At 68.5% G+C, this 26,987-nt stretch carries 18 protein-coding genes and 4 pseudogenes; 16 read left to right on the top strand and 6 right to left on the bottom strand.

Annotated elements, in window-relative coordinates; all coding sequences use genetic code 11:
- Nucleotides 1-6 precede the first annotated feature (6 nt).
- The 6 genes from OG395_RS49950 to OG395_RS49925 all read left to right on the top strand — a co-directional run bounded on the left by OG395_RS49950 (nt 7) and on the right by OG395_RS49925 (nt 10,420).
- Nucleotides 7-3,969 (top strand): endo-alpha-N-acetylgalactosaminidase family protein, encoded by a 3,963-nt coding sequence (locus tag OG395_RS49950; protein ID WP_327248821.1) that lies wholly within the window; start codon nt 7-9, stop codon nt 3,967-3,969.
- Nucleotides 3,970-5,177: 1,208 nt separating this feature from the next.
- Nucleotides 5,178-6,164 (top strand): LacI family DNA-binding transcriptional regulator, encoded by a 987-nt coding sequence (locus OG395_RS49945; protein ID WP_327248820.1) that lies wholly within the window; start codon nt 5,178-5,180, stop codon nt 6,162-6,164.
- A 53-nt stretch (nt 6,165-6,217) separates the two neighbouring features.
- The gene (locus tag OG395_RS49940) at nt 6,218-7,429 is read left to right on the top strand and encodes an extracellular solute-binding protein (RefSeq protein ID WP_327248819.1); all 1,212 of its coding nucleotides are present in this window, start codon (nt 6,218-6,220) and stop codon (nt 7,427-7,429) included.
- Nucleotides 7,426-8,610, top strand: a complete 1,185-nt coding sequence (locus OG395_RS49935; protein ID WP_327248818.1) for an ABC transporter ATP-binding protein — start codon at nt 7,426-7,428, stop codon at nt 8,608-8,610. Before OG395_RS49940 ends, OG395_RS49935 begins: the two co-directional genes overlap by 4 nt.
- Nucleotides 8,607-9,542, top strand: a complete 936-nt coding sequence (locus OG395_RS49930; RefSeq protein WP_327248817.1) for an ABC transporter permease — start codon at nt 8,607-8,609, stop codon at nt 9,540-9,542. Before OG395_RS49935 ends, OG395_RS49930 begins: the two co-directional genes overlap by 4 nt.
- On the top strand, nt 9,542-10,420 hold the full coding sequence (locus OG395_RS49925; protein WP_327248816.1) for an ABC transporter permease: 879 nt from the start codon (nt 9,542-9,544) through the stop codon (nt 10,418-10,420). The genes OG395_RS49930 and OG395_RS49925 overlap by 1 nt, the downstream gene beginning before the upstream one ends.
- 613 nt (nt 10,421-11,033) lie before the next feature.
- On the opposite strand, the gene OG395_RS49920 is transcribed toward OG395_RS49925, so the two are convergent.
- Nucleotides 11,034-11,336 (bottom strand): hypothetical protein, encoded by a 303-nt coding sequence (locus tag OG395_RS49920; protein ID WP_327248815.1) that lies wholly within the window; start codon nt 11,334-11,336, stop codon nt 11,034-11,036.
- Between the two features lie 151 nt (nt 11,337-11,487).
- Between OG395_RS49920 and OG395_RS49915 the strand changes: the two genes are divergently transcribed.
- Together OG395_RS49915 and OG395_RS49910 are read left to right on the top strand one after the other, a co-directional pair.
- Nucleotides 11,488-11,634: a hypothetical protein gene (locus tag OG395_RS49915; protein ID WP_327248814.1), complete on the top strand. Its 147-nt coding sequence runs from the start codon at nt 11,488-11,490 to the stop codon at nt 11,632-11,634.
- A gap of 270 nt (nt 11,635-11,904) precedes the next feature.
- Nucleotides 11,905-12,090 (top strand): annotated as a pseudogene (locus OG395_RS49910) (WhiB family transcriptional regulator); the annotation flags it as partial.
- A 353-nt stretch (nt 12,091-12,443) separates the two neighbouring features.
- On the opposite strand, the gene OG395_RS49905 reads toward OG395_RS49910, so the two are convergent.
- Nucleotides 12,444-14,678: a glycoside hydrolase family 3 C-terminal domain-containing protein gene (locus tag OG395_RS49905; RefSeq protein ID WP_327248813.1), complete on the bottom strand. Its 2,235-nt coding sequence runs from the start codon at nt 14,676-14,678 to the stop codon at nt 12,444-12,446.
- Nucleotides 14,679-15,847: 1,169 nt separating this feature from the next.
- On the opposite strand from OG395_RS49905, the gene OG395_RS49900 reads away from it, so the two are divergent.
- Together OG395_RS49900 and OG395_RS49895 are read left to right on the top strand one after the other, a co-directional pair.
- Entirely contained in the window at nt 15,848-17,947 is a 2,100-nt protein-coding gene (locus OG395_RS49900) for a glycoside hydrolase family 3 protein (protein WP_327248812.1), read from the top strand.
- A 94-nt stretch (nt 17,948-18,041) separates the two neighbouring features.
- Nucleotides 18,042-18,380, top strand: a complete 339-nt coding sequence (locus OG395_RS49895; protein WP_327248811.1) for a hypothetical protein — start codon at nt 18,042-18,044, stop codon at nt 18,378-18,380.
- A gap of 87 nt (nt 18,381-18,467) precedes the next feature.
- On the opposite strand, the gene OG395_RS49890 is transcribed toward OG395_RS49895, so the two are convergent.
- The 3 genes from OG395_RS49890 to OG395_RS58750 form a co-directional block, all read right to left on the bottom strand.
- The gene (locus tag OG395_RS49890) at nt 18,468-19,532 is read right to left on the bottom strand and encodes a LacI family DNA-binding transcriptional regulator (RefSeq protein WP_327248810.1); all 1,065 of its coding nucleotides are present in this window, start codon (nt 19,530-19,532) and stop codon (nt 18,468-18,470) included.
- Nucleotides 19,533-19,706: 174 nt separating this feature from the next.
- Nucleotides 19,707-21,101: a group II intron reverse transcriptase/maturase gene (gene ltrA / locus OG395_RS49885; protein ID WP_327248809.1), complete on the bottom strand. Its 1,395-nt coding sequence runs from the start codon at nt 21,099-21,101 to the stop codon at nt 19,707-19,709.
- A 204-nt stretch (nt 21,102-21,305) separates the two neighbouring features.
- Nucleotides 21,306-22,283: a transposase gene (locus OG395_RS58750; protein ID WP_442818701.1), complete on the bottom strand. Its 978-nt coding sequence runs from the start codon at nt 22,281-22,283 to the stop codon at nt 21,306-21,308.
- Between OG395_RS58750 and OG395_RS49870 the strand changes: the two are divergent.
- The 3 genes and pseudogenes from OG395_RS49870 to OG395_RS49860 all read left to right on the top strand — a co-directional run.
- A pseudogene (locus OG395_RS49870) lies at nt 22,205-22,453 on the top strand (DUF6286 domain-containing protein); the annotation flags it as partial. The gene OG395_RS58750 and the pseudogene OG395_RS49870 overlap by 79 nt on opposite strands.
- Before the next feature lie 8 nt (nt 22,454-22,461).
- Nucleotides 22,462-22,947, top strand: a pseudogene (gene amaP / locus OG395_RS49865) (alkaline shock response membrane anchor protein AmaP); the annotation flags it as partial.
- A 452-nt stretch (nt 22,948-23,399) separates the two neighbouring features.
- Nucleotides 23,400-23,846 carry an SRPBCC family protein gene (locus OG395_RS49860; protein ID WP_327248808.1) on the top strand — a complete coding sequence of 149 codons (447 nt, stop codon included), beginning with the start codon at nt 23,400-23,402 and terminating at the stop codon, nt 23,844-23,846.
- A 113-nt stretch (nt 23,847-23,959) separates the two neighbouring features.
- Here OG395_RS49860 and OG395_RS49855 read toward each other — a convergent pair.
- Nucleotides 23,960-24,177, bottom strand: a pseudogene (locus OG395_RS49855) (IS30 family transposase); the annotation flags it as partial.
- Nucleotides 24,178-24,734: 557 nt separating this feature from the next.
- Here OG395_RS49855 and OG395_RS49850 point away from each other — a divergent pair.
- Genes OG395_RS49850 through OG395_RS49840 form a run of 3 tightly spaced genes read left to right on the top strand, consistent with a single transcriptional unit; the run spans nt 24,735 to nt 26,977 of the window.
- Nucleotides 24,735-24,968, top strand: coding sequence for a gas vesicle protein GvpG (locus OG395_RS49850; protein ID WP_442818700.1), 234 nt, complete (start codon nt 24,735-24,737; stop codon nt 24,966-24,968).
- On the top strand, nt 24,947-25,837 hold the full coding sequence (locus OG395_RS49845; RefSeq protein WP_327248807.1) for a histone protein: 891 nt from the start codon (nt 24,947-24,949) through the stop codon (nt 25,835-25,837). The genes OG395_RS49850 and OG395_RS49845 overlap by 22 nt, the downstream gene beginning before the upstream one ends.
- Before the next feature lie 6 nt (nt 25,838-25,843).
- Nucleotides 25,844-26,977, top strand: coding sequence for an SRPBCC family protein (locus OG395_RS49840; RefSeq protein ID WP_327248806.1), 1,134 nt, complete (start codon nt 25,844-25,846; stop codon nt 26,975-26,977).
- Nucleotides 26,978-26,987 lie beyond the last annotated feature (10 nt).

Here is a 26,987-nt window from a genome sequence, read left to right as displayed (position 1 = left end):
CGCCCCATGGACAGGCAGGAATCCACCGACCCGGGCCCCAGCCGCCGCACCGTCCTGAGAACCACCGCGGCCGCAGGCGCCGTCACCGGAATCTGGGCATCCGGGGCACTGCCCGCATGGGCGTCCGACCGCCGCGGCGAGCTGGTCTCCGAAACCCTGACGGTGACCGTCGATCCCGACTTCCCCCGAGTTGTCGGCTACCGCTGGACGGCCACCGGGGACACCCTGGGCGGCGCAGTCGAATCGGCCCGTACCGTACGCATCAACGGCAGCAACTACACCCCGGCCGTCACCTCGCAGCTCTCCGCGGACCGGGCCGCCTACCGGATCTCCGTCCCCGAACTGGACGTATCCGTGGACGTCGAACTGACCCTCAAGGGCGACGTCCTGCGCTTCAGGGCCGTACGCATCACGGAGCGCGGCGCCACCCGCATCTCCATCTTCGGACTCCCAGGCCTGGGCCTGGTCTCCGCCTCCGCCGCCCAGCAGGCCACCCTCTCGCACTGCCCTCTGACGTACGGACTCGGCGGCCCCGAGGCCGCCGACGTGTTCGTCGCGTCCGCCGACGCGACCGCCGACGCCACCTGGCGGCGCACCTCCTACGCGATGCTCGACACCGGTCGACTGGCCGCCGCCGTCGAGTCGTTCACCTGCGCCCAGGACCGGCTGATGTACCGCACCAGCGATGTCGCCGGGGTCCACCACACGGAGATCGCAAGCGGTGAATGGGTCTACCGGGGCGCGGACGGCAAGGTGTTCGGCCTGCCCGAGGCCGCGGTCGTCGTCACCGCCGACCGCAACGGCGACGGCGTCGCCGACTGGCAGGACGCCGCCATCGCCTTCCGTACGATCATGCGCAACCCGTACGCGGACGACTGGAGCCGCACCCGCGTGGTACAGGGCATCGCGATCAACATCGCCAGCAACGCGGACCAGCCGTTCCTCACCACGCTCGACGAGATCCGCCGCACCTACCTGCACACGGACGGGCTTCCGCAGGCGATCCTCCTGAAGGGCTATCAGTCCGAGGGGCACGACAGCGGTCATATGGACTACGGGGGTCACTACAACACCCGGGCCGGCGGCCTTGCGGCGCTGCGCACGCTCACCAAGGAGTCCCGCCGCTACAACGCGGCGGTGGGCGTGCACATCAACGCCTGGGAGGAGTATCCGGAGTCGCGCAGCTTCCGCTGGGACCGCAGCAACGGCGTGGCCGACCTCGGCTGGCGGTGGATGGACCAGTCGTGGCACACCGACACGGTCAAGGACCAGGCGACCGGGGCGTTCGCGAAGCGGTTCGCCGGACTCACCGACGATCTGCCGCACCTCGGCTTCGTCTACTCCGACACCTACTGGACCGGCGGCTGGGCCCCGGCCCGTCAGGGGCAGGTGATCACCGGCGCGGGACTGCCGCTCGGCGGCGAGGCGGACGCCCAGTTCGAGCGGGACAGCGTCTTCACGTACGCGGGACAGACCGGCAGTGGCCTCAAGTCGACGATCATCCGGTTCATCCGCAACCACCAGCGGGACGCCTGGAACCGCACCCCACTGCTGCGCGGGGCGGACAACACCCATTACATGGGCTGGCAGAGCCAGCAGAACCTGAAGAACTGGCTGAAGGCCACCTTCACCGTCAATCTGCCGACGAAGTTCCTCCAGCACTTCGAGATCCAGCGGATGACCGCCCATCAGGTCGACCTGACGAGCGGGGTCTCCGTCAGCGACGCGACCGGCACGGCCAAGATCACCTGGAACGGACGGCTGATAGCGGACGGCACGACCGTCTTCCTCCCCTGGGAGCCCACCGACGAGGCCGATCCGCGAAAGATCTACCACTGGAACTCATCAGGCGGCACGACCAGTTGGCAGCTTCCGGCGAAGTGGGCGCAGTGCGAGACCGTCGGCCTCTACCGGCTCGGCGAGGACGGCCGCACCCACATCGGCGACCTTCCCGTCACCCGCGGCACCGTCACCGTGACCGCCGACGCGACCACTGCGTACGTCCTCTATCGCACCGTGCCGTCCTCGCTGCGCGACCCCGACTACGGCAGGGGCGGCCTCCTCGCCAACCCCTCCTTCACGAGCCGCACCACCGACGGCTGGACGGTGCCCGAATCCGGCCAGGTCACCGTCACCGACGACGGCAACGGTCTCCCGTATCTGCGGATCGCGGCGACCGGCGCGCGCACCGCCGCCCAGCGGCTGGCCCGCCTGACTCCCGGCACCTACTCCGCCTCAGTGTGGGTACGTATCACGGGCACCCGCAAAGCCGCCCTCACCGTCAGCGGCCACGGCGGCCCGGAGACCACCGTCTGCGCCACCACCTCACCGCTGACCCACAAGGTCAATAACGCCCGCTGGTACCGCACTTCGTTCCAACGGATGAAGGTTCTGTTCACCGTTCCCGGGGACGCCAGGGGCACGGCTCTGCTCACCCTGTCCGCCGAGGCGGGCGCCGAGGGCACCCGGGTGGATTTCGCCGACGTACGGGTGGTCGCGAACGAGGGCGCCGATCCGGAGTACGGCGGCCACTGGTTCGCCGAGGACTTCGAGCATGTGGACGAGGGCTGGGGCCCATTCGTCTACACGGGCGGGGGCGAAGGCAACCGCACCCACCTCTCCGAGACCCACGAGAACTACACCCGTGACACCGTCAGCGGCCGCTTCTCCCTCAAGACCCTCTCCGACAGCACGGGGGTCGTCTACCGCACCATGCCGCAGACCCTGCGCTTCGCCCCGGGCCGCGCCTACCGTATCCGCTTCTCGTACCAGGCGGACCCCGGATCGGACTACCGCGCCGTCGTCGCCCGGGACGGCGGCTCCGCCGTCACCGAGGACCTGCTGCCGCCCACCACCACCCGCGCCCTCGACGCCGCACCGCCCAACAACCTTCCCGTTCCCGCTGGCTGGGACGACAGCCTGCCGCCCCAGCACTCGGCCACGCACCGGGTGTACGAACAGACCGTGATCACCGGCGGGGCCGGCTGCGGCGACATGTGGCTCGGCATCAAGCACAACCGGGGCGCCGCCTTCGTCCTGGACGACCTGGTCGTCGACGACCTGGGCCCGGCCGACACGGGCGCCCTCTGCCCCACCTCACCGCCCGCCCAGGTCGCCGTCGCCCCGGCCCTCTACACGCGCGGCGCCCCGGGCACAGTGAAGGTGAGCTTCACCAACAGCACCGGCGCCCCACTCTCCGGCGTGGTCCTCACCCTGGACGCCCCCGAGGGCTGGCAGGTCACCCCGGACCGGCAGCCCCTGGACACCGTAGCCGACGGGGCCACCGCCACCGCCGAGTTCACGGTCACCCCGCCCGCCGCCGACCTCAGGGAGTCCGCGGGCTCCGGACGGGCCCGGGCCGCATACCCGCTCGCCTCGGGCACCGCCGTCACCACCGCGGCCGTCCCGGCGACCCCGCCGTTGGCGCGCCTCTCCGATGCGTACAACAGCACCATGATCGCCCGCGACGCCCATCCGGCAGAGGGCTCGTTCGACAGCGGCAACAGCTACTCCGCCGAGGCACTGACGGCGGCCGGAGCCGCACCGGGCACCCAACTGATCGTCGACGGACTGTCCTTTACGCTCCCCGACTACGGTCCGGGCCGCTGGGACAACGCCGCGGGTGGCGGCGGAGAGATCGCGCTGAGCGGCCGTGCCCGCGAGATCGGCTTCCTCGGCGCCTCGGCGGGCGGCATCACCGGCCAGGTCGCCGTCCACTACACGGACGGCACCACCGACACTGCGAACCTGTATCTGCCCAACTGGCTGACGGACGCCCCCACGGCCAACGGGGCCCGCACCGCCGTCACGACCGACCACCGGGTCACCCCGTCCGGCCCCGCCAACTACGGCCTCAACTACCGCCTCTACGTCAACACCGTGCCCGTGAACCCCGACAAGGAGCTCCACTCGCTGACCCTCCCGTCCCAGTCCACACTCCACATCCTCGCCCTGACCCCACGCCGCTGACCCGACGAACGGCCGGAGGCCGGTCCCACCCGGGACCGGCCTCCACCTGCTCACAGCAGACTCCCGAGGCCCCCCGAAATTCGTGAGCGAGGCCCTGGCCACCGCCGTCGAGGCCGGCTGCACCGGGATGCGCATTCTTCGGACCGACTCGCAGTTCTACACCGCCGGGGTGATCATCGCCTGCCACCGGGCCGGAGCCCACATCTCGATCGCCACCGGCAGGAACCTCTCCATCAAGCGAGCCGTCCACAGCATTCCCGAGGACGCCTGGCAACACATCAGTTACCCGACGCCGATACCGGTGAACTCACCTCGGACGCCGAAGTCGCCGAGATACCCCAATTCACCGCCTTCACGAGCCGAAAGAAAGCGGAGCGGGTCACCGCCCGGCTATTCGTGCGACGGGTCCGTGACCTGGCCAAACCCGCCGTCATGGGTGAACAGGGCGAGTTGTTTCCCGTCTGGCGCTACCACCCCTTCTTCACCGACCAGCCCGCCGCAACCCTGCAGGCCGAGCGGGAACACCGCCACCATGCGGTGGTCGAGCAGTTCATCGCGGACACCAAAGCCAGCGCCCTGGCCCCACCTGCCCTCCGGGCACTTCCACGCCAACGCGGCCTAGCTGACTCTGTGGGCGATGACCTACAACCTGCTGCGGGCCGCCGGTGCACGGACCTCGCCCTCCATGCCAAGGCCACCACCGCCACCCTCCGCAGCCACCTGGTCCAGATCCCGGACCGGACCACCCGATCAGTGGTTGGCGACAAGACGGGTGTCAGTAGCTGGAGGTCGGTGGCTCGTCGGACTTTCGGGCCCGCTGTTCCGCTGCCCGATCGAGGGACTGCCGAAGAGCGAGTTCCTTCGTGCACGTCTTCACCGTGTCTTCAATGAACCCATCGGGCATGGCACTTCTCCCGTCCGCGGTTCCGTGACTGCCGGCTACGAGGATGGACTCTCGTCCGAGCGCGCACAAGGTCGTTGAACCATGAATCTTGTTTCATGACACCCGCCCGCGACCCGCGCGGCTGCAAAGGATTGCACATACAAGCCGCGAGCCAACATAGCTGGTTGACGCGACATCAACTCGGTCGGCGAGGTCGCAGAGGAATTTCTGAGCGAGCCATTGACACAGCCTGCAAACGGTTTCAGAGTGCAGTGCCATCAGCTCCACCTCGATCCACATCCCCGCATCCCCGAAGAGGACCGGCATGGCAGTAACCATCCGTGACGTTGCGAAGGCAGCCGGCGTCTCAGCTTCCACAGTGTCACGAGCACTGTCGCTGCCCGACATCGTCGACCCCAGCACCCGCGAGCGGGTGCTGAGGGCCGCCGACCAGCTGGGCTACCAGCCCAACCGGGCGGCACGCGGACTGATCACCGGACGCACCGGCAACCTGGGGCTGATCGTCCCCGACCTGGCCAACCCCTTCTTCCCCATGGTTATCAAGGGGATCCAGGCGCAGGCCATGGATGCCGACTACGCGGTCTTCCTCGCCGACAGCGACGAGAAGCCCGCCCTCGAAATCGGTCTGGTGCGCGCCCTGGCCGTACAGGTCGACGGCATCATCCTGTGCTCTCCCCGGATGTCCGACGCCGAGCTTCGCGAGGCTGCTGGATGCGTACCCGTCGTCCTGGCCAACCGGCGCTCCGGACTGCTGCCCGCCAGCCTGGTGGACAACGCCGGCGGCCTGCGCGAGGCGGTCGATCACCTCGTCGCGCTCGGCCACCGCCGGATCGGTTTCATCGCCGGCCCGCGTTCCAGCTGGTCGAGCAGCGAGCGGCTGCGCGCGCTGCGGGCGGCCGTCGAGGCGGTACGGGTGGAGCTGGTGGAGATCGGCAACTTCGCCCCGCAGTTCGAGGGCGGTGTCGCGGCAACCGACGCCACACTCGCCTCCGACATCACCGCCGTCATCACGTACAACGACCTGATGGCACTGGGGCTCATCCAGACCCTGGCCTCCCGCGGCATCGAGGTGCCGCGACGGTTGAGCGTCATCGGCATCGACGACATCCCCACGTCTGCAATGGTGCACCCCTCGCTCACCACCCTCTACGTTCCCAAGGAGCAAGTCGGGCGCGTGTCCGTCGATCTCATGGTGCAGCTACTGGGCGATCCCCAGGCCGACGCCCGCCCGCAGCGGGAGCTTCCCACCAGGCTGATCGTCCGCAACACCACCACCGTTCCCCCCCTTTGACCCCCAGGCCCTCGCGCCGCACACGTTGCGCAGGCGCCGAGAAGGGACCCGTCATGCACACTTCCCGCTACACAGCCGTGCTCGGATCAGCCGCGGTGGCACTCAGCCTCCTCACCGCCTGTGGCGCCCCGGCCACCTCCGGCCAGGACCGCGGCGCGACCTCCGGAGCCGTCCCCGAGACACCGTCCAAGCCGGTCGCCCTCAACGTGCTGGACGTCGCCGGCAACCTGCAGCTCACCCAGGGCATGATCGACGAATTCGTCGAAGAGAACCCCAAGGTCATCTCCAGAGTGACCTACTCCAACGCGCCCGCCCCCGACCTGGTCGGCAAGATCAAGGCCCAGCAGGGAGCCGGCCGGGTCGACATCGGCCTGGTGCTGACCGGCGTCGACGGCATGGCGGCCGGCGTGGAGCAGGGGCTGTGGGAGCAGCTGCTGCCCGAACACGCGGACCGGCTCACCAACATGAAGGAGTACCAGGAGCCCGCCGCGAAGATGCAGGACCTCGCCGGGGACCACGGCGTGACCGTGACCTACTACCCGTCGGGCCCGCTGCTGGAGTACCTGCCGGGCAAGGTGGCGAAGGCGCCGAAGACGGCGCAGGAGCTCCTGGACTACGCCAAGGCGCACCCGGGCAAGGTCGAGTACGCCCGCCCCGCCAACTCCGGCCCCGGACGCACCTTCCTGATGGGCCTCCCGTACATCCTGGGCGACAAGGACCCCAAGGACCCGGTGAACGGCTGGGAAAAGACCTGGGCGTACCTGGGCGAGCTCAACAAGTACGTGAGCACCTACCCCTCCGGCACCACGCAGACGATGAAGGACCTTGCGAACGGCACCGCCGACATCATCGTGACCACGACCGGCTGGGACATCAACCCGAGGGTGCTCGGCACCGTGCCGAAGGAAGCGAAGGTCGGCGCCCTGGAGGGCTTCCACTGGGTCACCGACGCGCACTACGCGGTGATCCCCAAGGGCGCCTCGATCGACCAGCAGTCGGCGGTGCTGAAACTGATCCAGTTCATGCTCACCAAGGAGCAGCAGGCCAAGGCGTACGACGACGGCTACTTCTACCCCGGCCCGGCGGTGAAGGGCGTCGATCTCTCCATGGCACCGCAGAAGAGCCAGGACGCGATCAAGAAGTTCGGACGGCCGGAGTACGACGCGCTGATTGCCGACAACCCCAAGGAGGCCCCGCTGGATGCGAAGTCCGTCATCGAGGCCTTCGACCGGTGGGACCGCGAGATCGGCGGAGCGAAGAAGTGACGGCTGCTCAGAATCGTTTCGCGGAACTCCGGCTCGACGGGGTCGGCCGCCGCTTCGGCGGCCAGAACGCCCTCAGCGGGTTGGACCTCAGCATCCGGGCCGGTGAGTTCATCGCCCTGCTCGGGCCGTCGGGCTGTGGCAAGTCCACCGCACTGAACTGCCTGGCCGGGCTGCTCCCGCTGACGGCGGGCAGCATCTGGCAGGACGGCCGGCGGATCGATGTGCTGCCGCCGGAGAAGCGCGGGTTCGGGATGGTGTTCCAGAACTACGCGCTGTTCCCGCACATGTCGGTGCGCGGCAACATCGCCTTCGGTCTGAGGATGCGGCGGCTGCCCAAGCCGGAGGTTCAGCGCCGCACCGACGAGGCGATCCGCCTGGTCCAGCTCGAGGAGCACGCCGGCAAACTGCCCGGTCAGCTCTCGGGCGGCCAGCAGCAACGGGTGGCGATCGCCCGTGCCGTGGTGCTGGAACCGTCACTGGTGCTGATGGACGAACCGCTCAGCAACCTCGACGCCAAGCTGCGGCTTGAGATGCGCACCGAGATCCGGCGGCTGCACCAGAGCCTGGGACTGACGACGGTGTACGTCACGCACGACCAGGAGGAGGCGCTGTCCATGGCGGACCGCCTGGTGGTACTGCGCGGTGGCCGGGTGCAGCAGGTCGGCACCCCTGAGGAACTGCACAACCGGCCGGCGAACCGGCATGTGGCGGACTTCATGGGGTTCCGCAACCTGCTGCCTCTGACCGCCGGCACCGGGGACGCGGACGGGCTGGTGGTGGAAGGGCGCGGACTGCGGCTGCGTGTCACGCCGGTCGGCCGGATACCGGCGGGGGCGCCGGTCTTGGTGGGCGTCCGTCCGGAGGACCTCACGGTGGTGGACCCGAACGCCGCGGGCGGCGCCCCTGGCACGGGTACACCGCCGGACACCCTCCAGGCAGTGGTGGAGGTGGTGGAGTACCAGGGCCACGAGCTGGCAGTGGAGGCCCGCACGGCGGAGGGACTGCGCCTGCATCTGAAGAGCCGCGAGCGGCCGGTGCCGGGCGACGTGCTGACGCTGACGGCCGACCCTTCCCGCTTGCTGGCGTTCCCGGCGGAGAGTGACGACAAGGTGCCGCCGGCCGGGGCCACCGCACCTCCTGCGGTCGCCCCGGCCGGGGCGACCGCAGGAGGTGCGTCATGACCGGCACGATGCCGCGCCCCGTCGAGACCACCCCCCGCGCGGACAGCGGTGTGGGCGGCCCCGGCCTGCGGCACCGGCTGGCGGAGCGCGGTGTGGACAGCCGGCTGCTGCTGCTGGTGCCCGCGGTGGTATTTGTACTGGGCCTGTTCGTGTACCCGTTCCTGTACGGCCTGGGGCTGTCGTTCCAGCCGACCTCCGGCGGCAGTCCTTTCACGGAATACCAGCGGTTCTTCACCGACCCCTACCAGCGGGACACGATCGGTAGGACGCTGGGGCTGGCCGTGCCGGTCTCCCTGCTGAACGTGCTGGCCTCGGTGCCGATCGCACTGCGCATGCGCGGCAGGTTCCGTGGCAAGCGACTGGTCACGACCCTGCTGGTGGTACCGATCACGCTCGGCACGGTGCTCGCCGCCGAGGGCCTGCTGAATTTCCTCGGCCCCACCGGGTGGTTCAACCGCATCCTGCAGGGCGCCGGGCTCACCGACAATCCGGTGCAGCTGGTCAACAACTACTGGGGGGTCTTCTTCTCCCTGGTGATCACCGGATTCCCGTTCGCGTTCCTGCTGATCCTCTCCTACCTGTCCGGCATCGACCCGACCCTGGAGCGCGCTGCCGCCACCCTGGGTGCGGACCGGTGGGCGCGTTTCCGCCGGATCACCCTGCCGTTGCTGGCTCCCGGTCTGGCGACGACATTCTGCCTGACCTTCGTGCTGGCGTTCAGCGTCTTCCCGTCGGCGATCCTGGTCGGCAACCCGAGCGGGGAGACCAGAGTCATCTCCATCGCCGCCTACCAGGCGGCGTACGAGCGTTACGACTACCCGTCCGCCTCGGCGATCGCCATGATCATGGGTGTCGTCGAACTCGTGGTGATCGCGGTGGTCATGCTGTGGCGCTCGCGCCTGTACACCGGATCGACGGGAGGGAAGGGCTGATGGCAGACGTACTCGGCGTACCCGCTGCCTCGGGCCCGGCGGCACGGCCCAGGATCGTGGCCGGCCCCGGGGCGTGGCTGGTATGGGGGGCGGTTGTCCTCTTCATGCTCGGCCTGCTCGGTGTCGTCGGATCGGTACTCGTCAACTCCTTCGGGACCCGGTGGTTCGACACCTGGCTGCCGCAGGGAGCGACCACCCAGTGGTACTCCCAGGCGTGGGAGGGCTTCGGGCTGCTGCAGGTGATCACCGTGACACTCGAGGTGTGTCTCACGGTGGTGGCGCTGTCGGTGCTTGTCGGCGTGCCCGCGGCGTACGTGCTGGCCCGGCGCGACTTCCCCGGCAAGCGGATCATCCACCTGGCGTTCCTGCTGCCGATCCTGATGCCGCCGATCACTTACGGCATCCCGCTGGCGACCGTGCTCTACAAGTTCGGCCTGGCCGGCCACCTCTCCGGTGTCGTGCTCGCCAACCTGGTGCCGTCGGTGCCGTTCGTGATCCTGACGATGACGCCGTTCATCGAGCAGATCGACCCGGCGATCGAGCGGGCGGCCCGTATGTCGGGGGCCCGCCTGTGGTCGGTGTTCACGCGGATCCTGGCGCCGCTGCTGGTCCCGGGCATCCTGGCTGCGGCGATCCTGGTGCTGGTGCGAACGGTCGGCATGTTCGAGCTGACCTTCCTGACGGCCGGGCCGGACTCGCAGACCCTGGTGGTCGCGCTGTTCTACTCGATGTCGGCCTCCGGCATCCGGGCGCAGCAGTCGGTCGACGCCATGGCCGTGATCTACATGACGATGATGCTGGTCCTGCTCGTGGCGGCGCTGCGCTTCGTCAACCCCACGCAACTGGTGGCCCGGGTGAAGGAGCAGCCGGAGCCCTGACACCTGGTCGGCCGACAGGCCGGGGAGGCGCCGACGGGCGCCGCCCCGGCCCGTCGGCCGTGGGGGATGTACTGCAGTCGGCGGGAAGGACGGCCCCGGGCCGCGCCACGTCCCAGGCGGATGCGTCTTCAGCATCGCCGGTGCCGTCCACGGCGAGTGAAGCCTCGCCTCCTGCGCGCCCAGTTCTGCAACGCCCACGGGGCGCGACTGTGCGGTCCTCCCGGGCGTCGCGTTCCTTCTGTACGCGACGCCCGGGAGCGCGTGCCCGGCGCTTCGAGCGTCCGCTGGATGTACTCAACCGCTCTTTGAGTACATCCGCTCGTGATCGTGTGCCGTCCGCTTACATCACCTACGACACCGACGAAGAGCTGCGCCCCGGCGGGTCACGTCCGCTGGAGTGGTGTATCGACGGCCACTGGGTGATCTCGTCTTTCGTCCGTACTCATCGGCCCGTCAAGAGGTTCGGCTGGAAGAACAGCGGTCACCTGCCGGCCGAGCGCCCGCGCCCGTCGACGGGGCGACGCGGCGCAGTCAACTGTCTGGAAGTCGGAGACCAGAACTCAGACAGCGCCACTCCCGTGAGGCGGCAACCCAACGGCTGCCCACCACGCCCCTACAGCGCCTCCAGCGCCACCGCCGTCGCGGCCGACGCCAGCCAGACCAAGCCGACGGCGAGCCACAACTGGACGTAGTCCCAGTCCTTGACACGCGGCACTTTCAAGCCTTCACGCTTGCGCAGGGTGGCCCACTTGCTCAGGCTGGGATGGCCGGTGAGATACAACGTCGCGGCCGTGCCGAGAAAGAGGCCGCCGAGAGCTGCGAGCACATCGGGCACAGGGACGTACAGCACCGCGACAACGGCGACAGCCGCGCCCCCGAGCAGCCAGTGCCCCATCACCCACAGATACAGCTTCACTACGTCCTTGCCATCCATGATCACTCGCCCATCCCCCTGAACTCATCAGGTGCCGTCAGGCCTTTCCCACCCGTTGCCGCACCGCACAGCCGACTTCCAGCAATCTCCCCTGCCGCCACGCGGGGGACGCTCACGACTGGGCCAGGATCAGGTGGGAGCCTGTACACCACTTCTCAGGACGCAACCCCCCGGCGGGAAATCGCAGGACAGCAGCGTCTCCGCGGTCGGCTCCGCACCCCTCGTCGTCCGCGCGGGCAAGTCCCTCGACGACTACGTCTCCGAATACGACCTGACGTGACTGAACCGGCAGGACTCCGCGTCCGTCCTCATACCGCCCCTCGGAGAGGGAGAGCCGCGCACCGTGCCGGTCCGTATCAAGCCCGGCAAGAATGGAATTTCGGTCACCGTGGAGGTCGCTCCGCCGGACGCCGGCTACCGCGACACGGCGTACTTCCAGCTCACTCCGAACTGACCGTGCCTTCATCCGCCCCAGCGGGGCCCCGGCCCCCAAGGGTGCGATCCCGCGGAAGGGCAGACCACCCGAAGGTGTGGCGCCAACGATCCGCCAGGCTGCCCCGTCCGCAGCGAGTGCCTTGACCACGCCCTCGACCACCCCATCGAGCACGGCATCGAACACGGCATCTGCGGCAGCATGACCAAACGCGAGCGCCGCGCCCTGCTGAAGCGCCGGCCGACCGTCACCTCCTGGCCCCCCCTGCTGGAGACAGCACGCCAAAGAGCAAGGGAGGCAGGAGCGTGGGGCAGACACCGGCCCTGCTTCCATGAGGCGCCGCGTCGGCCGACCGGCACCGGATCCCGGGCCCGGGGCCCGTGCGCGGTGCCCCCTGGAAGGCGCGCGCCGGTTCACGACGTAGGAAGTCCTCGACGCGCATGTCGCCACTCACACTCAGGACGCGCGGACGCCGACCCTTCACGACCACGCCGCACCGGCCTCGACGCGCCCGAAGATCCCGTCAACTACTCAAGAATCACGAACAGTTACGGCCATCGGCCCGATGCAGAAACCCCGGCGCCGACCCGGCCCCGGAGCGTCGAGCGCTCGCGGTGGCGGCCGGGCCGGCGACGAAGGCGGTCACCCGTCGGGCACTATCCCTGGTGGCCCCTGGGGGTGCGGATCGTGACCGTCTCGGTGAGCGGCAGGTTCGACGAGGAGTTGCCCACCTCGATGCGGTAGGCGCCGTCGGCGGTCTTCCACCCTTCGGCCCCGTCGTCCCAAACGGAGAGCGGGTGGTTCGACGCCGCGGGATCAATGGTCAGCTCGACCCGCTGCTTCTCCCCCGGCTCGAGCTGGACCTTCTGGAACGCCACGAGGCGCCGAGGCGGCTCTCCTGTGGTGGACGGCAGGCCGAGGTAGACCTGGGCGACCTCTGCGCCGGCCACCTTCCCGGTGTTCTCCACGAAGAAGCGGACCTTGACCGGCTTGGTTCCGTCGGACGTCTTCGGGGTGACCACCAGCTTCGACATCGTGAAGTCGGTGTAGGAGAGCCCGAAACCGAACGGGAACGCGGGCTTGGCGTTGTTCGCGTCGTACCAGCGGTAGCCCATCTCAAGCCGTTCGCTGTAGGTCGCCGTGATCTTGCCGTCGCCGTCCGGGTCGACCCCGGGCCACTGCTCCGCGGTGGCGTTGGCGCCCTCCCGCTGCCCGGCAGGGAAGGTCATCGGCAGTTTGCCCGACGGGTTGGTGATGCCGAACAGCAGATCGGCGACGATGTTGCCGTCCTCCTGCGCCGGGTACCACGCCTCCAGCAGCGCGGGAACCTTGTCCTGCCAGGGCAGCAGGACCGGCCCGCCGTTCTTGAGCACCACGACCGTCTTGGGGTTGGCGGCCGCCACCGCGGAGACCAGCGCGTCCTGGTCGACCCCGTTGCTGACCGGCAGCGAGAGGTCGGACCGGTCCACGCCCTCACGGGAGACGTCGCCCACCATGACCACGGCGACGTCCGACTTGGCTGCCAGGGCAGCTGCCGAAGCCAGGTCGGTCCCGTTGTTGTACGTCACGGACGCGTCCGAGCCCAGCTTGCCCAGGGCGTCCTCCAGACCCTGCTTCGGCGTCACGGTGTACGGGGAGGTGACGACGATGTTGTCCGACGGGCCCTGGGAGTTGAACTTCGCCTGCCCCGCGAACGTCTGACCACCAATCAGCGCAATGGAATTCAGCGAGCCCGCGTCCAACGGCAGTGTCTTCTTCTCGTTCTTCAGCAGCACACTGCCCTGCTCGCCCAGGTCGCGGATCCGCTGGCCGTTGGTGGCGAAGTCGATGGGCGTCAGTGAGTTGACGGGATCGTCGAACTGGCCGAGCTTGAACATCACCTTGTAGCGGCGTTCGAGCATCTGGTCGATGTCGGCCGTCACGATGTCGCCCGTGTCCAGAGCAGCATGGATCAGTTCGGGAGTGAACCATCGCGGACTGGCGAACTCCAGGTCCAGACCGGCCTTGATGGCCGGTGCGGTGCTGTGGGTGGCGCCGCGGTCGGACATCACGTAGCCGTCGAAGCCCAGGTCACCGCGGAGCCAGTCGCTCAGCAGCTGCTTGTTCTCGCACGCGTACACGCCGTTGAGGTGCGGGTAGGAGCACATGACCGAGGCCAGACCGGCGTCCCGGCTGGTCATCTCGAACGGCAGCAGGTAGAGCTCGTGCATGGTGCGGTCGTCGACGACCGTGTCCATCTGCTGCCGCTGCGTCTCCTGCTCGTTGGCTGCGTAGTGTTTGGCGACGGACTGAACGCCGTGCGCCTGCACCGCGTTGACCTGGGCAACCGCCATCCGGCCTGCGAGGTACGGGTCCTCGCCGAAGTACTCGAAGTTACGGCCCGCGTTGGCGATGCGTCCCAGGTTGATGCCGGGCGTCAGGAGCACGTTGTGAGCGCTCGCCCGGGTCTCCTCACCGAGGATGTCGCCCCATTCGGCCGAGGCGCCCGGATCCCAAGAAGAGGCCACGGAGAGCGCGCTGGTGAGGCCGGTCGAGGTCGGGGCCACCTGGCAGTCCCCGCCCCCGAACGGGCCGTTGGTCATCCGCAGTGTCGGGATCGCCAGCGCGGAGATCCCCTCGACATGGCGTCCGGACGAGGTGAAGTCACAGCCGGGGATATCGGTGTTGGCAACCGGTTTCATGGCGATCTGCTGGATCTTCTGATCGATCGTCATCGCGCCGACAAGCAGATCGGCGCGCGCCTCCGGCGTGAGCGCGGTGTTCATCCAGGGCAACTCCGCGGCCGCCGAGGTCGGCGACGCCAGACCTGCGACGACGGCGCTGAGAGCGACGCACAGCAGGCGCAGTCTGCGCAGCGTGCGCAGTCCGGTGGATCCGGGGGGTCTTGGCACTGTGAGGCCTCCAACTTTCTTGACGGTTCGTCGAGTGAGAGGTGCGGGAGTGACGCGACACGGCGCACGGAACGGGCCGCTCGAGCGGTGTGCGGCCACCGGCTTTCGCGGTGCGTGGGTAGGAGCGCCGAGTTGCGGACGATGGTGACTGCCACCGGCACACTCTGGCAACCGATTGCCATTTGTTGTCTTCGGACCGGGCCACGCCACTGTGTCGGCAGATCCTTCGTCAGAACGGTTCGGAGGCACCGGGATTCGCCGGCCGGCGGACGGACGGGAATAGGGGGCGTCAGGCGGCGGACAACTTGCCCCCACCGGAGCCGCGGTCCGCTCCGGCCTCGCGCCGGTTCCGGCATCCACCGCGCGGGCCCGGACGGCGAGCCCCGCCGCGCCGATGTCGAACAGGACGGCGATCGGCTCGCCAGGGGCGGCGGCGTCCAACGCGCGGCAGGCCACCTCAGCGCCGCCCGTCCGCCGAAATCTCCACACTGCCGAGGCCTGCCACGGGGCCCGGACGCGGTTCCCGGGGCGCAGCGGTAAGGCCGCGGTGGCGGCCAGGATCGTGGAGCCCGGTTCCAGGGTGATGCCCGCTGCGGTCGCGAGCCGCGCCGCGGCTTCCAGGGCGCGCAGCAAACGGCCGAGGATCGCGTCGGTGGAGCCGGTCTTGGCCACCTGGCCGTCGATCTCCAGCAGCACGGCCGGGTCAGTGGAGTCGACGGGCTCGTGCCAGAAGCCGGCTGCGTAGCCGGCGGCCGAGGTGTTGTCGGCGGCGGTCGAAACGGAAGGCCTCGTAGCGGGAGCCGATGACCTCCAGCGCGGGCGCTACCGCCGCGACGGCCTCGGTCGGGTCCCCCGGCCTCCTTGTCTGACATGAAACAAGATTCATCGCCCCGCGCCTTGCCAGGGCCCTGCGAACGATTTCAGAATCGGCACACCGACGATCGACAGCCGCCACCCACCCCGCACCGACCCGTGGCGGCTCAGCCGACTCAGAACCCAGCGCTGGCGCTATTCGCCGCGGCCCAAGATCCGCTACCGAACGCTGGTTCTGCATCCCCCAGGAGCGGTCCGCCCTGCCCCGCGCCGACGCAATGCCGTGCCTCGGCCCCCGCCGCTCCCCCGGTACAGACGACGGCCTCGTACAGACGACGGCCAAGAGGAGATGCCCCATGCACTCGTTCGCACCGTACGCAAGAAAGGCCACGTTGTCCCTGCTCGTGCTCGCCCTGCCGCTGTCGGTGGGCCTCGGCACGAACGCAACGGCGGTGGCACCCGCACAGGCCCCCGGGGGCGACAGCCACGCCCCGCAGATCGGGGCACTGACGAAGAACGTGCTGACCGTCCACGGGAAGCGGTTCAAGGACTCCAACGGCAACGGCCGACTCGACCGCTACGAGGACTGGCGGCTATCGGCCGAGCAACGCGCGGCGGACCTGGTCACCCGGATGACGCTGCAGGAGAAGGCCGGCCTGATGCTCGCCGACTCGCTGAACATGGGGTCGAGCCGGTCCTGCCCTGCAGGCCCGGGCAACGGGCTGCTGTGCGAGACCGGCAACGGCAAGTCGGGTGCGGAGGCGACATTCGGGACCACCAAGCGCATCCAGGACCTGGGCGAGCGCTACTTCATCATCCGCGACAACCCGACCGCGAAGGACCTGGCCACCTGGATCAACCGGGTCCAGGAGGTGGCGGAGAACACCCGACTGGGCATCCCCGCGATGATGGTCTCCAACCCGCGCAACCACGTGAACCCCGACCAGGCCTTCGGCATCAGCGAGGCGACCGGCCAGTTCTCGACCTGGCCCGGCACACTCGGCCTGGCAGCGACGGCGGACCCCGCATTGGTGAAGGAGTTCGCACAGATCGCCGCGAAGGAGTGGGTCGCCTCCGGCATCCACAAGGGCTACATGTACCAGGCAGACGTCGCCACCGAACCGCGTTGGACCCGCGTCAGCGGCACCTTCGGTGAGAGCCCGCAGTTGGTCGCGGAGATCACGAAGTCGCTGGTCGAGGGCTTCCAGGGCAAGAAGCTCGACCCGGACGGCGTGTCGATGACCGTGAAGCACTTCCCCGGCGACGGCGCCGTGGACAAGGGCCTCGACCCGCACTTCGCACCCGGCCGGTTCGCGACCTACCCCACCCCCGGAAGTCTGACGAAGTATCAACTCCCCTCTTTCGAAGCGGCGATCAAGGCTGGTACGACCTCGATCATGAGCTACTACAACGCCCCCAGCAACGCGCTCAGCGTTCCCCAGCTGAAGGGCGGCGCACCGTTCGAGGAAGTGGGAGGCGCCTACAACAAAGCAATCATCACCGACCTGCTGCGCAAGCAGCTGGGCTTCAAGGGCTACGTCAACACCGACAGCGGCATCATGACCACCACCCCGTGGGGCGTGGAGGACCTGACGGTCCCCCAGCGGTACGCCAAGGCCCTCAACGCCGGCAGCAACCTGTTCTCGGTGACCGGCGACCCGGCCCTGCTGGTCCAGGCGGTGACTTCGGGGCTAGCGCCGGAGAGCAAGCTCACCGAGTCGGCGCAGATGCTGCTGACCGAGCTCTTCCGGACGGGCGCCTTCGAGAACCCCTACGTCGACCCCGGCCGGGCCCAGGCCATTGCCACCGACCCGGCCTCGCAGGCCAAGGCCGACGACGCGAACCGCAAGTCCGTCGTGCTGCTGCGCAACGACCGCGGGCTGCTGCCGCTGACCGATGGCAAGGCGAGGAGCGGCAAGCTGTTCGTGGAGGTCGTCACCAAGACGGGCGGCGCCGCCCAGACCGAGGCGCTGAAGGCGCTGATCCGCAGGACGGACCCGTCGGTGGTCCTCACCGACAACCTGGACGAGGCGACGCACGCCCTGGTCTGGGCGAGGCCCAACACCTTCACCGTCTCCGACGCGGAGGGCCAGTCCCTGGAGCTCAATGCCGACACCGGCATCGACGTGGCCCGGATCAAGGCCATCGAGGCCGCGGCGCCGACCGCCCTGGCCGTCAACCTCACCAACCCTTGGATCATCAAGGACATCGAGGCCGGGGCCGCAGCAGTGCTGGGCACCTTCGACGTGAAGTCCGAGGCACTACTGGACGTCGTCCGCGGTCGCTTCGCCCCCACCGGGAAACTGCCCATCACCCTGCCGGCCGACAAGCACGCGGTCGACATCAGCAAGCCCGACGTCCCCGGCTACGACGAGGGTCCCGGATACGTCTACCGCGACCACAACGGCACGGCCTACGGCCTCGGCTACGGCGCGTCGTACCGCACGGTCCGCTAGCCGACCACCGCACCGACGCCGCCCGCCCCGTCCGGACCCGATCCCTCAACGGTCCGGACGGGGCGGGCGGCGTCGCGACGACCCGGACTGGTTGATGGCCCGTCACCGCAGGAGGAGCGGGCACCCGGAGATCGCGGAGATCGGCTACCACTACCGCGGCTACTTCAGCAAGGAGTGGGACCGGTTCAAGGGCCTGCACTGGGGCGTCCTGGCCCACTCCACCCACCTGCGCGGCGCCGGCACCTGGGACGAGCAGCACGGCGAACGACTCCGAGTCACCGTCACCCTGGCCACCGGCATCCCCGAGGAGGTCGTCCGCGGCGCCAACCTGAACCACCTCGCCCCGTCCAAGGTGGACATCGAGGCATTCACCGCCGACCCTGACAACCTGGTGGTTCCCCGGGCCGGCGAGGTCCTGTTCCGGCTCGGCTGAGCAGCAAGGCCCGACCAGCGGACCTTCGTCCCGCAGGCCGCAACCCACTGGTTGGCCGCGAGCGCATGGCCCCACGGGCAGGCCCTGTCACCGCGGGCCGGGGGCGGGGCCGTCCGGGGCTGCGGGACGGGCCTGCCCCCGACCGCGCGGGGCGGTCGACCCGCGCACCACCAGCCGGGTCGGCAGTATCATCGGTCGGCCGGTGCTCGCATGGGCACCGCCCAGGACCGAGAGCAGATCGCGGACCGCCGTGTACCCCTGGGCCCGCAGCGGTGCCGCCACCGTGGTCAGGCCCGGGGTGACCAGCTCCGCGCCGAAGATGTTGTCGAAGCCGACGACGCTGACGTCCTGAGGCACTCGCCGCCCCGCCGCCTGCAGGCCGCGCATCAGACCGATCGCCAGCTGGTCGTTGTAGGCGATGACGGCCGACGCCCCGTGGCGGCCGAGCTCCTCGGCAGCCATGCTCCCTCCGACGACCGTCGGCGGGTACGGCCCGATCCGGTGCACCCGGAGCTGCAGCTCTGCTGACACTTCGCGCAGTGAGCGCCACCGCATGCCGTCCGCCCACGACGCCTCCGGCCCGGAGACGTAGGTGACGGTGCGGTGCCCCAGGTCCGCCAGGTGCTGGACAGCCAGCCGCATTCCGTGGACGTTGTCGGTGACGACGCTCGGCACGTCGGCGACGTGCCGGTTGAGCACGATCATCGGCCGCTGCTTGGCGGTCATCCGGATCGCCGAGTCCGACATCCGCGAGCTGGCGAGGACGACACCCTCCACGGTCGGCAGTGCCCGCTCCAGCGCCTCCCGCTCCAGCCGGTCCGACTCCTGGGCGTCGACCAGCAGGATGACGTACCCCGCCTCGGCTGCGGCGGACTGCGCACCGCGGATGATCTCCCCGTAGAACGGGTTGGTGATGTCCAAGATCACAAAGGCGAGCATCGAGGTGCGCCCGGTGGGCAGCGCGCGGGCCAGCGGGTTGGTGCGGTAGCCGAGGTCGGCGGCGACCTGCCGGATCCGCTCGGCGGTCTCCGCGTTCACCCGGCCAGGCCTGGAGAAGGCCCGGGAGACCGTCGAGGCGGCCACCCCCGCGGCCCGTGCGACGTCATAGATCGTCGGCGGGCGCCGCCCTACGGATGGGGTTGGTTCGGCCACGGGTTGCTCCGTCCTTTGACGCGCGCGACAACAGATGGCAACCGCTTGTCGTCCACTTGTCGCATCAGCCTAGTAGGGTCGGGGACTGGCGCGGTGGCCTGTGAGGCTCCGTTTCCAGCCCCCGCCCGTCAAACCGTGCATGCGCTTCTCGCGCACACGGCTTACCGACATCGTTCACCGGCTGGCATGCACCGCCACCCTGCGCACGTTTCCAGACAGGCGAAAGGCTCCGAGCCTGGCGAACCACGCGCCGTCGTGGCGCTTGCCCCACTTTCTGCCCGGGATGCCGCGCTTGCGATTGTCGAAGATCGCGAGACGCTCGTGGACGTAGCTGTCGATCGTGGAGAACTTCCCTGCGGAATTGCCGTTGCGGAAGTACGCCGCCCAGCCTCGCAGGACCGGGTTCAAGTCGGCGACCACGGCCGACAGCGACCGTCCCACGTGACGACGGTCGGTCGCCGCCCGGATCTTGTCCCGCAGCACCCCCATCGCCCGCTGAGACGGCCATCGTTGCAGGTAGAACCTGCCACGGCGGCGCCACGATTCCACCTTCCGGTGGTGGAAGCCGAGGAAATCGAAACCCTGCCCACCCCTGGCGAGATGGACGATGCCGGTCTTCTCCGGATGCAGCTGCAACCCGAGGCCGACCAGCACCGTCCCGGCCAGTTCCCGCGCCTGCACGGCACGTTCCCTGGTCGGGCACAGAATCACGAAGTCGTCGCAATACCTCACCAACACCCCGAGCCGGTGCCCGTCTCGCTGCCATGCCACGTCCAGGACGTGCAGAGCAATATTGGCGAGCAACGGTGAGATCGGTGAGCCCTGTGGGGTCCCTGCTCCTGGTGAGCCGGTCGCCCCGTCCTCCAGGACCCCCGCCCGGAGCCACATCCGGATCAGCTTCAGCATCGGGCCGTCCACGACGCGCCGGGCCACCTGGGCCACGAGGGCGTCATGCCGAATCGATCCGAAACAGTCGCGGATGTCGGCCTCAAGCACCCACTCCCGGCCCCGGTTCGCCTCCACGCGCACGCTCTCGCACGCGTCGATCGCGGACCGCTTGGGCCGGAACCCATAGCTGACCGGCAGGAAGTCCGCTTCGAAAACCGGTTCGAGAACCAGTTTCGCGGCGGTCATCACCACCCGGTCAGCCACAGTGGGGATCGAAAGCGGCCGGAACTCTCCCGGCCGCCCCGGCTTGGGGATCAGGACCTGCCGCAGCGGTGACGGGCGATACGTATACGCCCGCAGTTGCTGCGACAAGTCGCGGAGGAACTCCTCCACCCCGGCGGCGGCCACGGCATCGACGGTCAACCCGTCCACGCCGGGAGCGCCCCGGTTCGCACACACGCCGGACCAGGCCCGCCACAAGACGTCCCTGCGGGAGACATGGCCGTACAAGGCATGGAACCGACGTTCAGGATCTCGCTTGGCACAGCGGTAGAGCGTCCACTGCAAGGCACGGACCTTGTCCAAAGGCCGGCCATCCAGTCGTGCGACGCCTTCCTCCCGGCGGGCGGAACTAGCCAATCCGGCACTCACCCGAGCCACCTCCTCACACGCGACACGCATCGATGAAGCAGGGGTCCTTCGCTCCTGACGGGTTGTGTTGTCCCGCCGATCGGCACTACTACGGCCCCCTCCGACTGCCTCTCGGCAGCCCGCCACTTCCCGGCTCCACCGGTTATAGGCGGGCCCTGCTTCCCGGGCCGCAGACCCGGGGCCGAGTAGGCCCTCTCCAGTTCCCAGGACAACCTTCCGACCGTTCCACGCCCCTTACGCCGGGAGGTTCTTCGACGCCCGCTCCAGATTCCCAGGCGTCTTCCCTGGCCTTCGCCCTCTAAGGCACGGGCTCGGCTCCTCCTTGGCCCCGCTCACGCGGGTCGGTGCTGACGACGCTGCAGGCTTCACTTGATGTTGCGGACCGGCCGGTTGCGCACCCCCAAGGGGTGATCGTCGCTCCACTTCGACACCGGCCTCTCGACCGATGCCGGGAGCCCCGCTACCGAGGACTCTGGCGTCTCCTCGGACCGGACTTGCACCGGCTGGCTGCCCTGAACTTGTCGCCCGAATTACATCGAACCTCCTTCGCGTCCGACGTTTCGGACTGCTGGACGTACGCCTTGATCCACCGAGGTGGTTTGAGAGTGGTCTTTTGATCGGTTTCGGGTCGGGTGCCGGGTGAGGGCAGGTTGTGTCCGCTGGCCTGCCCGGCTTTTCCACGGTTCGGTTCCGGTCGGGCCCTTGCGGGCGGGGCGGGCAGGGGCTGTTCGTATCAGCCGGCGGTCCGTGGGCGGTGGAGAACAGGTGTGTCCAGGCGTGCTGCCAGGGCCAGTTGTGCGGTAGGTGCAGGGTGATGCGGCGGGCGGAGCGGGCGATCCGGGCCGGAACGTGGACCAGGTGGGTGCGGATCGTGGCGGTGGTGGCCCTGGCGTGGAAGGCGGAGGCCTGTGCGCCGGTGGCCCGCAGCAGGTTGCAGGTCATCGCCCACAGGGTGAGCCATGCGGCGTTGGCGTTGAAGTGTGCGGAGGGCAGGTGGGCCAGGGCGGAGGCTTTGCTGTCGGCGATGACCTGCTCGATGACCGCGTGGTAACGGTGTTCGCGTTCGGCCTGGAGGGTTTGTGCGGGCTGGTCGGTGAAGAACGGGTGGTAACGCCAGACGGGAAACAACTCGCCGCGCCGGGCTCGACCGCCACGCAGCCGCCCTGATTCTGCGCGACCGAGCCGTACGGGTGTCCGGTGTGCAATCGGCACGGGTCGATGTCGGCCGCCGAAAGGTCAAAGCCCGGGCACAGGCACATTTCCGCGATCTCAACGAGGTCCACGCAGATCTGGACGCCGCGCTGAGCGAAGCCGCAACGAACTTGGGGCTCGCCCAGCAACCCACGCTGGACGTGCGCGTCCGGCGCCCGAAGGAGGGGTGAAGTGTCCCATGCTCAAGGCGGTGAACCGGGTGCTGCTGGGACTACTCGGCCTTGGACTGTTCGCCCTGGGTGGCGCCGTGCTGCTGGGTGGGCTGGATCTGCAGCACCACTGGGGGTTCGACGTGCCGGGCTGGTGGCCCTTCCGAGGTCCGAACGATGTCGTGCTGGGCACCGAGGGACGCACCCGGTGGCGGGAAGATGACTGGTGGTGGCCGGCCGTCATTGCGGTGCTCGCCGTGCTTCTCGCGCTGCTGCTGTGGTGGCTTCTGGCGCAACTGCGCAGACACCGGCTGGGCCAGGTCCTCATCGAGAGTGAAGACGACTCGACGGCCCGACTCAACGGCCGCGCGCTGGAGGACGCAGTCGAGGAAGAGGCGCAGGCCCTGGACGGGATCTCGCGGGCTCATGTGCGGCTGACGGGTCGGCGTGCTGCTCCGGCCGCACGAGTACGGCTGTTGCTAAAGCCTCACGCGAAACCGGCGCGAACTCTGGGGGCCAGGCGGAAGCGCAGGATGTGCCTGCCCTCGCGGCATGGCCTTTTCCCTGGTCTGGTGGACGATCGCCTCGCGCGGTCTGCATCGCCGTGTGTATGTGTGAGGCGCATACTGAAAAGACGTGGGAGAACGGAGGACGCCATGATCATCCTCGGCGTCATTCTGCTGGTCATCGGTCTGGTGGCCGGCATATCGATCCTGTGGACCATCGGTATCGTGCTCGTCGCGATCGGCATCGTTCTTTGGATCCTGGGTGCCGTCGGGCATGCGGTGGGCGGTCGACGGCATTACTGGTAGGGCTGCTTGTTCCGGCTCCCCGTGCGGCCAATGTGATGTCCAGCGGCGGCTGTGATCTCGGTGTGCTCGGGTGCCGCATGCTCGATGGAGATGTTGATGCCGGCCTGCAGATCGCTACCAGGATCGGAAGTTCAGCGTCCCGGATGGGAGCACACATGGCTGTACGTCATCAGCTCATCGCCCGGGAACCGTCCGTACTCTGGGCGGTTCTGGAGGACGAGAGCCGTTACACGGACTGGGTGGTGGGGACCTTCGACTCCGGCCCGGGCGATGGGCGTTGGCCGGAAGTCGGATCGTCGATCAAATACACGGTGCGTGTGGGGCCGAAGCAGTTCCACGGACGCACGACGGTCCGTCGCCTCGACGCGCCGCGCGCGCTGGAACTCGAAGCGCACGCAGGGCCGTTGGGTACGGCACGGATCGCCTTCGATGTCCGGCCGTGGGGCGACAAGACTCTGGTCATTCTCGACGAGCATCCGCTGCGCGGACTGGGAGGGAGGCTCCACAACACAGTTCTCGACGCCTTTGCGCAGATCCGGCACCGCAGCATGCTGCGGCGACTTGCGGAAGTCGTCGAAGGAATGCCCCAGGACACGGGGTGAGCGACAGGACGAGAGGACCAGCCCCAACAGTTCGTCTTCCCACCGATGCCCGGTGGCCGGCGGATTCGAGAGGTCGTCGCAACACTGCTGGTCAGCTGGCTGAGTCCAGTAGCTTCAGCGAGACGCTCGGCTGGGGCTTCCCAGCCGAGCCTCTTTCGTGGTCGCTGTTGAGGTCGGCGGCCACCACCTCCACGCCCTGGTCCCAGGTCAGGGAAAGCCACAGGTGCGGCGGAAGGGATTGGACGGTCGCCGCGAGAGCGTTGCGGGTGGCCAGGGCGCTGTGGCCGCGCGGCAGATGTACGAGCATCAGATAGCGGGTGGAGCGCTCGACCGCCGGGTGGCGATGAGTTCCTGGCTGCAACGTCGCGCGCCGCAGTGACACGGAGCGTCTCGCCCTTGCCCGGCGTGGACTCGCACACGCCACGACCACAGCCGTGGAACAGCCCTTCGTGAACCCGGCCAACAGCGTGACCGCACGACCGGCACCTGGACCCCGCAGCCATGAAAGGGACGGGCTCGTGCACCGTCGTCCGCTACACCGCCAAAACATCGATCACCAAAGCAGTCGCCCACCCTGGCTGGTGCGCCCGACAGCTCCTCAAGGTGCGAGGCGCCCGATACCGATCAGACTTGGATGCATGGCAGAAGAACGTCGGCCACGCGGCGGGAAAACTTCGACGACAGCCGCGTGGCGAAGACGACGACTTCCGAAGCGCGGCGAAGCGGTTGGGAAGCGCGCACCGCGAACACGTCCAGCTGCGTCTTGCGGCCCCGCTGCCCTGTTGCAACTTCGCCGCTGCTGCAGGCACTCACGTGCAGGCCGCCGGAGTCTGACATTGGGACTGATCACGGGACTACTCACGCTCCCCCAACGCACCGGTCCGCGCAGTGATCTGGGTGGCGGAGAAGCTCAACGACGCTGCCGAGCACGAACTGCACGACCCAGGAGTGTTCCGTGCCCAGCTGGCTGTATTGAACCGGGAGCTTGAAGACGGAGATATCAGCACGGAGGAGTTCGAACCGGGAAGAGGGAAGGCTGCTCGACCGACTGCATGCTGCACAGGTCGGCGCCGCACCGAACAGTCGAAGGTGACGCACTCATGGATGACACAGTCAAGGTGACCCTCGCGGCCGCAGTAGTGGGCGGCTATGTGCTGGGCCGGACGAAGAAGGGCCGGCTGGCGCTGACAATTGCGACGTATCTGGCAGGGAGACGATTCGGCCTTGAACCCCGACAGCTTGCCGCCGAAGGGATGCGCAGACTCGGAGAGATTCCCCAGTTCGCCGAGCTGCAGGAGCAGCTGAAAGGGGAAGTCTTCGAAGCAGGCCGTAAGGCCGTGGCTGCCGCCGCCGACCGGGGCATGAGTTCGCTGGCTGACGCCATCAGCGACCGCACGGCCCGGCTCGGTGAGAAGCAGGCTGAGGAGGAGGAGGAGGAGGAGGAGGAGGAGGAGGAACAGCCGGAAGAGGGAGGCGCGGAGTACGAGGAAGAGGAGGAACCGGAAGAGGAAGAGGAAGAGCCGGAGGCCGAGTACGAAGAGGGCCAGGCTGAGGAAGAGGAGGAAGAGGAGGAGGAACAGCCGGAAGAGGGATACGAGGAAGGGGAAGAGGAAGAGCCGGAAGAGAGGCTGCCGAAGCGGCGCCGCAGTCGCGCCGAGCCCAGAGGGGGCGCGGCACGCAAGAAGGCCGCTCCTGCCCACGGAGAGGAGCCTCGGACGGCCAAGAAGTCTGCCGCCCGGAAGACGGCCCCGCCAAAGAAGACGGCTGCGAAGAAAACAGCTCCGGCCAAAAAGTCCGCCGCCCGGAAGACGGCCCCGCCAAAGAAGACGGCTGCGAAGAAAACAGCTCCGGCCAAAAAGTCCGCCGCCCGGAAGACGGCCCCGCCAAAGAAGACGGCTGCGAAGAAAACAGCTCCGGCCAAGAAGTCCGCCGCCCGGAAGACGACGTCGACGAAGCAAGCAGCGTCCAAGCGCGCCGATCGTCGGAGGTAGCCAGTCATGACCAGCACGGGAACAGACCAGCCCACGGCACAAATGTCGGGTGCGGACCGGCTTCGCGAAGAGGCGTCCAAATTCCTCAGTGCACAGGTGGAGAGGCTCGCCGAGAAGGCGGGCGACAAACTGGCCGATGTCACTGGGCAGCTCACTGATGTGGCCGAGAGTGGGTCGCTTCCCGCGATCGGCTCCCGTATTCTCCAGGGCGACTCCCCGCTGAAGGCATTCGTCGGGGAGAAAGCCAAGGGCGTCAAGGACAAAGTCGTGGGGAAGGTCAAGGAAGCGTTCGGCGGCGGAAAGGGGAAACGCAAGTCGAGCGGCGGCAAGGTCATGAACATCATCGAGGTTCTCGATGTGGGAGTGCCCCTGCGTGTCGCGTACGACCACTGGACGCTGTATGACCATTTCAGCAGCTTCGCGAAGGGCGTTCGCGACGTCTCGAAGACCGATGAGATGTCCAGCAACTGGAAGGTCAAAGTCGGCCCTTCCTCGCGCAGCTTCAAAGCGACTGTCCAGGAACAGATTCCCGACGACCGCATCGTTTGGACGTCCGAGGGAGCCAAGGGAAGTACCCGTGGTGCGGTTAGCTTCCATGAGCTGGCACCTAGCCTGACTCGAATCGTCCTGGTCGTGGAGTACTACCCGTCCGGGTTCTTCGAGAAGACGGGCAACCTGTGGCGCGCCCAAGGGCGCCGAATGCGACTCGACTTCAAGCACTTTCAGCGATACGTCTCCCTCGCCCAGGAAGAGCCCGAGGGCTGGCGCGGTGAAATCCGGGACGGTGAAGTCGTCGTGTCCCACGAAGACGCCATGGAAGAAGAAGAGGCCGCCGAACGGGAGGACGCACAAGGCGAGGAGTCCGAGGACGAGGACTACAAGGAAGAGCCCGAGGACTACGAGCCCGAGGACGAAGACTACGAGGGCGAGGACGAGGGCGAGGACGAGGACGAGGGCGAGGACGAGGACGAGGACGAGGGCGAGGGCGAGGACGAACCTGAGGGCGAAGACGAAGACGAAGACTACGAGGACGAACCTGAGGACGAGGACGAAGAAGAAGGCGAATACGAGGAAGAAGAAGGGGAAGAAGGAGAGGAAGAGGACGTAACCCCCTCCAGGGAGCAAAGGCGACAGAGGTGACGCCGTGACT

The organism is Streptomyces sp. NBC_01320, from assembly GCF_035974375.1.
Classification (GTDB): Bacteria; Actinomycetota; Actinomycetes; order Streptomycetales; family Streptomycetaceae; genus Streptomyces; species Streptomyces yanii.
Note: the sequence above shows the minus strand (reverse complement) of the source record. Positions and strands in the feature narration are given on the sequence as shown.